The sequence below is a fragment of the Segetibacter koreensis DSM 18137 genome (assembly GCF_000374045.1).
GTDB classification, from domain to species: Bacteria; Bacteroidota; Bacteroidia; order Chitinophagales; family Chitinophagaceae; genus Segetibacter; species Segetibacter koreensis.
In genome coordinates this window covers 166,613-179,242 of the sequence record NZ_KB893317.1, presented here as the reverse complement: position 1 = coordinate 179,242, position 12,630 = coordinate 166,613, and the positions used below count along the sequence as shown (strand labels likewise).

At 36.0% G+C, this 12,630-nt stretch carries 10 protein-coding genes and 1 tRNA gene; 8 read left to right on the top strand and 3 right to left on the bottom strand.

The window, feature by feature from the left end; translation table 11 throughout:
- Nucleotides 1-19: 19 nt before the first annotated feature.
- The 6 genes from B154_RS32180 to B154_RS0106050 all read left to right on the top strand — a co-directional run bounded on the left by B154_RS32180 (nucleotide 20) and on the right by B154_RS0106050 (nucleotide 7,032).
- Nucleotides 20-196 (top strand): hypothetical protein, encoded by a 177-nt coding sequence (locus B154_RS32180; protein WP_018612578.1) that lies wholly within the window; start codon nucleotides 20-22, stop codon nucleotides 194-196.
- Nucleotides 197-260: 64 nt separating this feature from the next.
- Nucleotides 261-1,571 carry a serine/threonine protein kinase gene (locus tag B154_RS0106070; protein ID WP_018612570.1) on the top strand — a complete coding sequence of 437 codons (1,311 nt, stop codon included), beginning with the start codon at nucleotides 261-263 and terminating at the stop codon, nucleotides 1,569-1,571.
- Nucleotides 1,564-3,987: a peptidase domain-containing ABC transporter gene (locus B154_RS0106065; protein WP_018612568.1), complete on the top strand. Its 2,424-nt coding sequence runs from the start codon at nucleotides 1,564-1,566 to the stop codon at nucleotides 3,985-3,987. The genes B154_RS0106070 and B154_RS0106065 overlap by 8 nt, the downstream gene beginning before the upstream one ends.
- On the top strand, nucleotides 3,950-5,170 hold the full coding sequence (locus tag B154_RS0106060; protein WP_018612567.1) for an HlyD family secretion protein: 1,221 nt from the start codon (nucleotides 3,950-3,952) through the stop codon (nucleotides 5,168-5,170). The genes B154_RS0106065 and B154_RS0106060 overlap by 38 nt, the downstream gene beginning before the upstream one ends.
- A 91-nt stretch (nucleotides 5,171-5,261) precedes the next feature.
- Nucleotides 5,262-6,719, top strand: a complete 1,458-nt coding sequence (locus B154_RS0106055) for a TolC family protein (protein WP_169337646.1) — start codon at nucleotides 5,262-5,264, stop codon at nucleotides 6,717-6,719.
- A gap of 242 nt (nucleotides 6,720-6,961) precedes the next feature.
- Nucleotides 6,962-7,032 (top strand) — tRNA-Gln (locus B154_RS0106050).
- Between the two features lie 267 nt (nucleotides 7,033-7,299).
- Here the strand turns inward: B154_RS0106050 and B154_RS0106045 are convergent.
- On the bottom strand, nucleotides 7,300-7,941 hold the full coding sequence (locus tag B154_RS0106045; RefSeq protein ID WP_018612564.1) for a trimeric intracellular cation channel family protein: 642 nt from the start codon (nucleotides 7,939-7,941) through the stop codon (nucleotides 7,300-7,302).
- Nucleotides 7,942-8,269: 328 nt separating this feature from the next.
- On the opposite strand from B154_RS0106045, the gene B154_RS0106040 reads away from it, so the two are divergent.
- Nucleotides 8,270-9,175, top strand: coding sequence for an RNA polymerase sigma factor (locus B154_RS0106040; RefSeq protein WP_018612562.1), 906 nt, complete (start codon nucleotides 8,270-8,272; stop codon nucleotides 9,173-9,175).
- Nucleotides 9,176-9,240: 65 nt separating this feature from the next.
- Nucleotides 9,241-10,143 carry a hypothetical protein gene (locus tag B154_RS0106035; protein WP_018612560.1) on the top strand — a complete coding sequence of 301 codons (903 nt, stop codon included), beginning with the start codon at nucleotides 9,241-9,243 and terminating at the stop codon, nucleotides 10,141-10,143.
- A gap of 334 nt (nucleotides 10,144-10,477) precedes the next feature.
- Here B154_RS0106035 and B154_RS0106030 read toward each other — a convergent pair whose 3' ends face one another.
- Nucleotides 10,478-11,590: a sensor histidine kinase gene (locus tag B154_RS0106030; RefSeq protein WP_018612558.1), complete on the bottom strand. Its 1,113-nt coding sequence runs from the start codon at nucleotides 11,588-11,590 to the stop codon at nucleotides 10,478-10,480.
- 305 nt (nucleotides 11,591-11,895) lie between these two features.
- The gene (locus B154_RS0106025) at nucleotides 11,896-12,549 is read right to left on the bottom strand and encodes a hypothetical protein (RefSeq protein ID WP_018612556.1); all 654 of its coding nucleotides are present in this window, start codon (nucleotides 12,547-12,549) and stop codon (nucleotides 11,896-11,898) included.
- Between the last annotated feature and the right edge of the window lie 81 nt (nucleotides 12,550-12,630).

The window sequence follows — 12,630 nt, the reverse complement described above, 5'->3', positions numbered from 1 at the left end:
TCACTGAACGAAATTGTCGGTGGTCATCGCTACGGAAAAGGACATAGAAGAAGAAGAAAAAATCGTTGTCGAACCAGCCACAAATCACGCTCATGCCACTCAGGCAAAAGTAGCTACTGCACAAGCGGCAGAGATACTTACACAACCCGCTGGCATGGTTGGTAGTAATCAAAACCGAGGGTTGTTTAAGTGTTAGCAGCGTGTTCATTGAAGGATTGAAAGGGTAACCTTTCAATCCTTTTAAATAAAAAAACTGCACGATGGAAAAATTCAGGCTATCTAAAAATATCTCCATTAGCGACATTGGAAATTATACTGATACCGGGGAAAAGGATACGGAGGAGTCCGACGAGGCGGAACAACAAGAGGAGGAGGAATATTCTGCCAATGATGACGAAGAGGAAATCCCAAATAAATACCTACAGGGGCATTATATATTATATGACGAAATGCGGGACAGAGAATATTTAATTAACGATACTATAAAATATTTTATAGATAAATTTTCTTTTCCGAAAACAAAAGCAGAAGTCTTACAGGAAATACAGGCAGATATAAAAAATGACAGTGCAGAAGTAGAACAAGCGTGCTCTCCGTTTTTTGACTTTCTGTGCAAAAGAAAAGTATTGGTACCGGAAGACTATGAGGAAGCTATACTAGTGGATACTTCATTATATAATGAAGGAGAATCCGTGGGCAATTTTACTATTTTAAAAGTTATTTCAAACAGGCGTTTTATTGAAATTTACCTGGCCCGGGACAGAGGTACTAATAATGAATTTGTAATAAAATTATTAAATCGAAATAAAACGTTTGATCAAACTATTTTTAAGGATGAACTGGGCATGTTAGAAAGAGAATTTAAATTTCTTGAAAATGTGAAACATATACCTGCTATGTGCAGGGCTTATTTCTTTAATAAAATGCAGGGAGAAAATCCCTATATTATACTTGAATACATTAAGGGAAAATCATTGCACCGGTTTTTAACAGAAACACCTTCGCTAAACAAAACAATTTGTTTTCGCATTATTGAAGATATTCTTCGCGCCTTTTCAATGGTGCATAAAAGCAACCTGGTACACGGCGACATTCATTCATCTAACATATTAATAACTGACGATAACAGTGTTAAGATCATTGATATGGGATTAACACTAAACGTTGAAGAAATTGAAAAAAATGAATTGATAAAGTTCGGCGGAGTAATTTTTTATATGCCTCCGGAACGGATAAATATTACGACAATTAATAAGTACACCAAAAAGCCTGACTTATACTCTGATGTATACCAAATTGGCCTGTTAATGTACCTGATACTATACGGTAAAACACCATTTAAAGGATTTATTTGGGAAGAGCTCGCAACAAATATTAAGATAAGTGATGCTTCCTTTCCTCGTTATACATTTTTGAACTACCCCGTACCGCATTGGATAATAAATATTGTAAAAAGATGTCTTGCCAAAAACCCGGTTGAAAGATTTAAAAACGCGACAGAAATATTGGTGAGTTTTGAAAGAGGGGCATATAAAGAAAAAAGTACGCTTGTAAATCGAATGAATGCATAAAGAAATTGATCAACAACTAAAGCAAAACGACTGTGGCATAAGTGCTGCAAAAATTATTTACAATTTGCACAACATTCATGTCAACAGACAGTATATTGAAGAAAATATTTACTTAAACGAAAGCGGATCGAGTTTACAGGATATAAGAGACTTTTTTACTAAGGAAAGTTTTATTACAGAATTTAATCTTCTTGATCTTAATAGCCTTAAATCTAATCCTGAAAAATTAAAGAAATTTCTTCCATGTATTTTGCCTGTTAAAAACAGCCAGGGTGAGCATTATGTGGTCATAAAAGGAATTCACAAAAAAAAGCTTGAGGTACTTGACCCGGCGCTGGGACGACATGAGCGCTGGACTTTGATGGAATTAATTAATAATTCTCATACCGCGACAGCTAATTATGATTATGTAAGCAATAGCCAGTTGTTGCAGCAGATTATCAACGACGAACTTTCGCCTTTTGGTATTGACGTTGAAAGAGTACAGGGTTATGATAAAGCTGATGTAATTAATAAGCTCACCTATTTTTCATACGTTCAGGAAAACTTTGGTTTTGCAAGCAAAGAAGCGGAAAAAAACTTTTTGAATGACTTATTGTTTAACCAGAACCTGAATACTCTTCCCAAACAATTTAGAACGCTGAAACTAAGCGGAGCAAAACTACGGATTACAGCTCCGGTAGTATTAACGGTAAGGAGAAATGCTGAAGTTGCTACAATAGCCGGCAATAACCCTATCCCCGCAAAACCAGTAAGCGCATATAGAAGGCTGGTAAGCGAAATGAAGCCGTATCATAAGCTGTGGGGCATTTATATTGGTACCGCTATTTTCGCAGCGTTAATAGGGCAGGTAACTATTTTCAGCAGCCAAATTCTTATTGATAATATTCTTCCGAGCTACAATGTAAATATGCTTGTTCTCTTTGCGATAGGTCTGGGGCTTTTTAAAGTATTCAACCTTATTTTATCTTTATATAAAAGTTTTGTTTCCATTCACCTGGCAAATATTTTAGACAATTTTTTTCTTACTTCCTTCATCGAAAAACTCAATACATTTTCCATTCGTTATATTCACACTTTCAGCAAAGGAGATCTTTCTGAAAGGATTAAAGATAGTCTTGCACTCAAAACCTTTTTCATCCGTTTTTTTACCGGTATACTTATCAATGCTTTTGTCGCAATATATTCTCTAGCTATATTATTTATAATCAATTGGAAAATCACATTAATTGTAGTAGCTATTCTTACGCTTTTTATAGTTTGGTTTTACGTGATAACTCCCTTCATCAGGGAAAACGAAAAGCGAAGGTTTATGGAAAAAGCAAGTTTATTCTCATCAGTATTTGAGAATATCGACGGCCTGCAGGTCATTAAATCATTTCGGCTGGAAGGTTTAATTATGCAACGATTATCAGCGAGAATTAAAAGCATTTTAGCTATACAGCGAAGAGTTAAATATGTGAGCCTTGTAAATTCTGCCGTTATTAGTTTTATTATTATCGTAGCCAGCATACTCATAATGGTATTTCTATCGCTGACTGCTATTACCAGCCGGACAATTTCCATTGGCCAGATAATTACTTTTATAGCCTTGTCTGCCCAGGTATTTTCATCTGTCAGTAGCTTTCTCGACGAGAACCTTGACCTGCAGGAAAATGCAATAATTCTAAATCGTTATTTTTATTTTGAACAAGCACAAGATAAAGCAGAAGGCTCTCCGACACATAGTAAGATAAGGTCTTTTGATCTTGAAAGCATTGAATTTAAAGACGTTGCTTTTCATTATATTCCTCAAAAACCTGTTTTTTCTAATCTAAATATCTTAATAAACAAGGGCGATAAAATACTCCTGGAAGGAAACAATGGCGCCGGCAAAAGCACGTTTTGTAAAGTTTTGTCGTTGTTATATAATCCAGACTCTGGCAGCATACTTATCAACAATGAAAAGCATACTTTTTATAACCCGTCTTCACTAAGGAAAAAAATATTACTTGTTAGCAACGAGGATATACTATTCAACGATACTATTGGCTATAACATAGCATTTAATTATGCAGATAGCATCGAAGATATTTTGTCGCTGGCTAAAGAAATAGGATTTTACGAATTTATAGCAGATCAACCTGAAGGACTTGATTTTATAATTACCGAGCAAGGCAGAAATCTGTCAACCGGCCAGAGAAAGAAAATTCTTATGATGCGGGCGTTGTTGTCGTCTGCACAATTGATTATATTAGATGAGACCTTATCGGGTATAGATAAAGAATCGAAAGAAAAGATTGAGTTGTATTTAAACACTATTAATGACCGGTCTTTTATAGTAATTTCTCATGAGCCATTGCAGTATTTACAATTTTCAAAAACCTTAATGATGCATAATGGAAGCATTGAACAACTACAACTACAAGGAGTATAACTTCACTATATGGTTTTTCAGATTGCTCGTTTTAATCGCGACAACTATAATAGTGCTGGTATTTGTCCTGTATATAAATGAAACCGTAACGGTCAGCACCGGAGAAATTGTGTCATCCAATCCCCAGGCAGATTATAAAGCTCCTTTTGAAGCCCAGGTTATAAAAATTTTCGTAAAGGAAGGAAAACAGGTAAAGGCAGGTGACACATTACTGGTAATGCAAAACCTCGATTACCTTGAGCAGCATGCGACAAAAAAAACAGAAATAATTTTCCTTGAAAAAAAAATAAAATCAATTGCTGTTCTTCAAGATGCATTACAAAGGAAAAAAGTAATGATAGATCGCACAGGCAATATCGCAGCAAGGAAATATCAGTTAGATATAAACAGTCTGGTAAACGACATGCAAAACCTGGATCAGCAATATGCCTCACAAAAAGAACGGTTGTCGCTTGCTAACGAAAAATATATTGGAGACTCCATTTTATATAAAAAAGATATGCTTAGCAAATATGAGTTTAACACGACGAAAGAAGCTAATTCAACACTAAAAGAAAGCTTTAGCAATATTCAGAATCAGCGTATAAAACAGGCTTCCGAAAAGAATCTGGTTTATAATAATTTTACCAAAGAGCAAAATTCCCTTCAGCTCGAGAAGGTTCAGTTAGACGAAAATGCACAGGCATTGATACAGGCAAAAAACGAATACGAAAGCCAGTTGATACAGGCAAAAGAGATGTTGCATAAAATAGAAACAGAATTAAATGAGCAAAATGTTATTGCAAAAAATGCTGGCATTGTCAATTTCGTTTACAATACAAAACAGTCAAGCAATGTAATCAATAAAGGCGATTTGCTTATAAGCATTGCACCTTACACCATTGCATATTACGCGAAAGTTATAATTCCTGAAAAAGATATGCCTTATGTAAAAGCAGGCCTTCCCGCACATCTAAGGCTCGATGCGTACCAGCATTTTGAACATGGACCTATAGATGGAAAGGTGTCCTACGTAGCCGAACGTAAGGAAAACGATAAATTTTATGCCTTGGTCGAACTGTCTGAAATAAATCGATTTCAATTAAAATCTGGTTATTCCGTTTATGGTGAAATAGTGGTAGCCAGATTACCGCTATACAGATATTTTATAAAAAAACTTTTTAAACGCGTAGGTGAGGTTTGAGCAAAGTAAGATGCCTCAAAAAATAAACGGGGTAATACAAATTTTCAGGCTAAAGATTTCTATAAGATCGGCGATCAATAAACAGGGCCTTATGAAAAGAGAAAGATCTGCACATTTTTTTTCAAATGCTATTCTTATTACAATTATAGGAGTTCATCCTTTTATTTTTTCTGCATCAGGGCAAATAAGAGGAGGAAATATAAATAATTCAGAAAAAAATAAGTCGACGACAATTGAAAAAACAACGTTAGAAGAAGAACCCGAAAATAGTGGAGTTCGTAAAAATGGGCCTTACACTTTATCCGATTGCTACAACCTTGCCCGGGCAAGAAATATTGGTTTAAAACAAGCACAAAATGCTATTAATACAAATCAAATAGACCGCAAAACCGCTCAATATAATTTATTACCCTCTTTGTCTTATGATCTCGGCCATTTTATTTCTTTTGGCAAAAACATTGATCCGGTTACTAACACTTTTGTAAACCAAAGATTTAGTGGAGGCTCCACGGCGCTCAGCTTGCAATTGCAGCTTTTTTCAGGTTTTAACAAGATAAATACTATCAAGCAAAGTGCTTATCTTATCAGGTCGGCAGAGTATGCAAGAAAAAGTGCAGAACTTGAAGTACTAACTAATATCACACTAACCTATGCCCGGTTGTTGTTAGGCAAAGAAGAATTGAGTGTCCAAAGAAATAATATACAAAGTACGACAAAAGAATTAGAGGTAGTTAAGGAGAAAATAAACGTAGGCAGGCTGAGTAAATATGAATTTTACACCTTTAATGCCCGCCTCAATACTGAACAGGCCGATTTGGTTTCCATACAAAATGACTCATTGTCGGCCTTGCAGGATCTTAGGCAATTATTAAATTTTCCCTATTCAGAAAAATTTGAGATAGCCCCTATTGACACAACTACTTTATCAAAAATAATTACCGCCAACATTTCTCCGGAGAAGTATTTAGAAGATATCTTAATATCCCATCCTGCAATGAAGCAAGCTGAGATGGATGTACAGGCAGCACATTTAGGTGAAAAAATAGCAAAAAGCAGTTTTTACCCTTCCCTGTCTGTCGGTGGTAATCTTGTATCAAATTACAACATTGGGGAACAAGATACCAATGGCGGGAAAATACCGTTAAAAACGCAATTAAATGATAATCTCGGCCAGAACATATACATAAGTCTTAGTATTCCTATTTTTTCGCAAATGCAAAATGCAAACAAGGTAAAAAAAGAAAAGATAAACATTTCCAATGCAGAACTTGCAATGCAGGATGCAAAAAATACTATTGCGACAAACACACTTCAAATAATTAATGATTTCAATGGAGCTAAGCAAAAATTTACTGCAATTTTATCGGCTTGGGAAGAAAACAAATTATCGTACAATTTATACAAAGAAAAGTACAGGCTTGGCCAAATAAGTTCAGTTGAATTGTTAGCTGCCAGGGACATTTTAAACACTTCAACTTCAAAATATCTCCAGGCTAAACTTCAATTATTTTTTCAATATCAGCTTTTGGAGTTATTAAAAGCGTTTTAATACAACTACCATTAAAAATCCTTAAAATATTTTCACCTCCCTTTACTTTCTTTAAAAATTGCAAGGGCCTTTTTGTTGAATTTCTCTAAAGGAGGCTCTATTTAAAACATCTAAGGTAAAATTATTTTTGTATGTGTTTCCTTTTGACGAACCTCTTGCTTAAAATGATATAACCTCGAAATTAAAAAAAATATTTGCTGAAATATCTTGAAACCCTATTTTTGCACTCCAATTAAACGGATTGCCCGATAGTATAACGGTAGTACGACAGTTTTTGGTACTGTTTGTCGTGGTTCGAATCCATGTCGGGCAACAGCTTTAAAAAGAAGACCTTCATTATCAATAGATTTTGGAGGTTTTTTATTTATGGAAAACAGTTTGTGGTGTAGTTTTTTAAAAGATTATTGGCACTAATTAATATAATTTTTTACTATTATTATGTGCAACCTGTAAAAGAAGTGCTTTTTTAATGGCTTGTTTCTAAGATCAACTTCAATAACGCAAGTGACTGGAGCTATATGTTTAATGAATGGCTATTTAAAGTTACAGTGTAAGATGCAGTCTTTGTAGCTCCACCACCCTATTCATCTTTCTTAATTCCCTTATCGGGGAAAGAAGGCAGGTTCCAGTGAAAATGCAAGCCCAAAAAGCGTAAACCAAAACAAAACACGATTGCTATTGTCGATACGGTTTCTTTTGGATATCCCAAATAATCTCCCGCTACAACAATCATTGCGCCTGCCATTGCAGCCGATGCATAAATTTCCTTTTTTAATATAACCGGAATCCGGGCAAGCAATACATCGCGAATGACGCCACCACCAACGGCAGTAACGATTCCGAGAAGGATGGCAACCTCATAATTATGGCCGAACGCAATTGCTTTGCGTGCGCCGGTAACAGCAAAAACAGATAGTCCCAAAGCGTCGAATAATAACACAGGATGATTTAAAATATTTACGATGCGATAAAAACCGATACTAATAATGGTTGCGGCAAACACCGTTACTAGGTAAAGCCAATTGGTTAAACCGGCAGGTGGAACAGCACCAATGCATAAGTCGCGAATAATGCCTCCACCACAAGCTACAGTAAAAGCTATTGAAAAAATCCCGAATATATCAAGACCCTTTTGTTTGGCTGCAACAGCACCGCTAAGCGCAAATACAAATGTTCCTGCGAGATCCAGGAAAGTATAAATATTATTTACCGTATTAATCATCTATCATGCATTTAGCCAAACAGCGGCGGCAGTTATCATCGTTGCAAAACCTGTTTTTAAGGTAGGATGCAGAACTGGCGCAAACTTAGGTCAATGATTGTTGGGAAAGGTATTGCGGGCTTTGTTTTTTTCGCTTCCACAAATTTTTTTTATCGGTGCCGCCTACAAACCAAGTCGCTAGAAGAAGCGTTATTCACAGTTGCATATTCTTCTAATCGCAAAAGATCGCCTTCATTGTAAACCTGGACGTGATGCTGAAATTGCATCCGCTAATTTTCTAGATGACAACAAAACAAAAACCTAACTTTACTGTAACATTCCTTCCTACATGCAGGAATTTGTAAAAGCCGCTCTGGCAGGTAATACTTCCGCCTGGAATATGTTATACCGGCATAACTACGCCCGCCTCTATGCTAAGGCCTTAAGCATTTGCAGTAACACCGCTGCTGCAAAAGATGCAGTACAGGATACCTTCATACAAGCATACCTGAAACTGAATCAACTAAAAGACCCTGCCGCATTTCCCGGTTGGTTAATGACCATCTTGATGCGCTCCTGCTACCACACTAAACAGGACAATTTTTTGATTAACTATAATAATGTCTTTCCCCTTCCTAAGGAAAAGTATTGGGAGGATGAAATAAACAATAAGATTGAACTATTTGCCCGGCAAGCCAAGCTATATAGTACCCTTTGCTATTTACCTGACACACTGCAAAGCGTCTTACTCCTGCGCTATTTCTCTAACTGGAAATCTTATGAACAAATGGCAAAAATACTCAGCATACCTGTGGGAACCGTTCGTAGCCGGCTTAACCAGGCCAAACAAAAATTAAGGGAACATTGGTTAAAAGACAGTGTTGACAATGAAAAGGCTTTTCAGGAATCTAATGAGTGGAATCACTTTTACAGTAATTACTTTGAAACGGTTCATTTTTCATTAAACAATCGCGAAAAATTTATACAGCATTTTGATAAAAATTTGGAACTTATTTTCACGAGCGGAAAAACTGCATTTGGCCGTAAACTGATAGAAAAGGAGATAGAAGAAGATTTATTGCATGGAAGCGTTTTCGCTGATGTACAAGTAATGACTGCCGGAACCCTTTCAATAGTAGAAGTTCGAAACATTCATTCAAAAGAATATCCTGATCGTTGCCCTGATAGCGGCATATTTGTTTTATACCGCAGGCAGAATAAGGTTAACCGGCTAAACTTTCATAATTCCAAATAATTTTTTTGTTCTTCGAACTTTTCACCTTTTCTACTCCTCCTATATATAAAAGAGAGGGGTGAACTATGATTGCAAAATTGCCATATTACTTCATTGCACTGGTTCTGTCCTCTGCATTGTACGCATGCTACAGCATACATCAACAAAATAATACTGCTATGAATGCCGAAAAAGACGCTTTATTAATTGAACAAACAGAAACTGCCGCATGGCGTGACCTGATAGATGCCGCTCCTGATTCATTCCGCCAGGCAAAAGGATTGAGATATCAAAATATTGGGGAAGGTCTGGCAATTAACTTTCAAAAAGAGCCTATTCCGCTTTTTAACCGGGTCATTGGGTTAGGACTAGCCAAACCATTCAGCCAGGACTTGATAGAGACTATAAAAGCTTTTTACACACACCATGAAAAGTTTATTGTTCATTATTCATTACCAATGAGACCACCACATGTAGATTCATTATTAAAACAAAATGGCTTTTACCTTGCTGGTTCCTGGGAAAGGATTGTAAGAAATAATAAGCCTATAAATGAACGACCCGATACCATTGAAGTTAAACAGGTAGACGAATCATTAAAAGAAAGCTGGGTGAAATTTTTAATAGAGACTTATGGCTTTGATTTTTATGAATGGCCCAGGTCTTTTGCTGAACGTAAAGGATGGAAGCATTATGTTGCTCTCCGAAACGGCAAAATAATTGCGTGCCGTTCATTTTTTATGACAAAAGAAAAGACAGTTTTTTCTGGGGTAGATGCACCTGTACCTGGCGTCATGATTGCTGACCATGCACCTGATTTTGCAATTTGGCAAAAAGCTATAAAGGATGGTTTAAAAGAAAAGGCAATATTGTTTGTTGCAGATATCGAGATGCCCGATAGGGAAAAGAACAAGGAGGCTTATGAGGGTTTTAAACAATTGGGATTTAATATTCCTTATACACGGTATCATTACAGGCTGAATAAATAATTTTACTCACAGCTTAAAAACAAATTTTCTTAAGCTATAGATCGTATACGAGTGGAAAATTAATTTTAGCAATAGTTGGTGGATTAGTTGCTTTCGTAGAATGGGCAGGCCGATTATTACTGGCAACACATATTTAAACCATGCATAAAAAAAAATTATATAGCAATCTTAGATGCAGCAATACTATATCAAGTTATACTTTGCTTTGCAATACTCTAAAAATAGAACCAGTGTGCTGTTGCCATGAAAAGCAAAACGGTTCAAAAACTTATTTTCGGTTATAAAGATTAGCTGAAGCCATATGCGCTTTTGTTAATTCTGTTCTTATAGAGTCTTAAACTGCTGCCGGAAGCTCTATTATAAATGTAGTTCCTCTGCCGGGCTCACTTTCAACATATATTATTCCATTATGTATATTAATTATTTTTTTACAGATGGCGAGACCTATTCCCGCCCCTTCGAACTGGCCTCTTGAATGAAGCCGTTTAAAAGCAATAAATATGCTTTTACTATCTTCCTTATTCATACCAATTCCATTATCGGCAACATAAATAAAAACCCTCTCCCCTTTTTGTTCGCCTCGTATATTGATAATTGGCTGACCAACACAAAATTTTATAGCGTTACTAAGCAAGTTTGAAAAAAGCTGGGTTAAAAATGCCGGATTACCTTTTACCATTGGCAAAGGTCCGCAATGTATAACTGCATTTTTTTCCAGTAATTTTATTTCAAGATCTTCCTTCGCACTATCTATCACATCTACTGTCTGTACGCTAACCATCTCTACTTCTTCATTTATAGTAGAAAGGGTCAAAACATCATGAATCATATTTTGCATCCTTTGAGTCGAACTATTAATTTTTTGTGCAAGTTCTTTACTTCTCTCATCAAATGTATTTTCATTAGCCTTTTGCAATAAAGAGGAAAAGGTGCGAATCTTTCTCAACGGTTCCTGCAAATCGTGTGAAGCTATATAAGCAAATGCCTCCAGCCCTTTGTTTACTTCGCCCAGTTTTTTTTCCGCTTCTTGTCTTTTGGCAATTTCCTTCTCCAGTTCTGCATTTGTTTTTTGCTTAAAGACTTCGGGGAGTATTTTGATTAAATAAAAAAGGGTGGCTAAACTTACCACGCCTGTTACAAACCTGACTACTGCATTTAAGCGATAAACAGGAACCCAAAACATAAGAGCATCGAGGAAATGTGTCGAGCCACACAGTACAATGAAAGCCGCAAAAAGTAAGTAAGCTTTGTGAAATTTAAGACCAGTTCTTTTTTCAGAAGCGTAACGTATTATAATAATGGGCATAAGAAAGTAAGCTGCCCAAACCATCATATCACTAATAATGTATAACCAACCATGAAAGTCAGACCAATAGCCACAATGCCACCGAGCTGGCCAAAGGCTAGTATCGAAAAGTCCACTAAAAAAATCTATAATTTGATTCATACAGTTCATTCAGTCGCTTTCAAAATCAATATTAGTACAGCAGTAATACAAAACTTGATATCAATAAAACTAACAGAATTACTATTTTGTTTAATCAATCTTACATGACCAGCCTATTACTATAAACGCTTTTGTTTTGAAAAAATTGTTGTTACAACACTAGAAGTTTAGAAATAATTATCTGACCAAAACAACTGACCCCATCACAAGTATTTTCAATACAGTAGTAGTAAGATGAAAGAGATATTTTGAAAAATAAAAAGGCAGCAATAATGCCGCCTTGTCTAAAAAAGTTTGTTTCTAAATTAAGATCTTACATATGGGAAATTACGTGATACTTTTCTCATCATTCTTTCCATAACCTCATTAGCTGAACTGGTAATATCTTCGTTCATTTCTTTGTAAAAACGCCAAAGCAGATCTCCATCTTTTCCATTGTAAATCTGCATGGTCAGCGAGCCACTTCCTGTTTTTCCAAAAGATGAACCCAACAAAACAGTTTTTACAATCGCACCGCCTTCGCTTCCTGTTTTTTCGTAGGCGAAGGAACATTTTACTACCGCATCTACACCCAGTGCCTTACAAATAGAGTCCTGGGTTACTTCATTTAGCCTGTCGTACAAACCTTTTTGCTTTAAAAGTGCATTTGTCCTTTCCACATCCTGAAAACTTACTGTGTAGTCAGACGTCTTACGCAAAAGATAAGTGTACATGCCTTGTTGCAGATTAGCCGCCATTGTATTTTGTTCTGCTTTGTTGGCCGTCTCGTCAAAGTTTTTTGGAAGTCTCCTGTAAGAAATAGTCGCGGTAAAAGGTAGTATAGCTACTGTTTTATGAGCCGATATCTCAGCTTTTAGTTTCGGCGATGAGTATACCTGCTTACTACCTTCAAATTGTGCTACAGATGATTTGCATATAACTGCAGCGATAAAAATTGCCAGAATGTTTTTAATTTTCATTTTATTTTTAGATTTAAAATTCTATGCAAAGAGAATATATATCCGGCAATGTTTTGGTACCGCTCATCAACGAAAAGTACT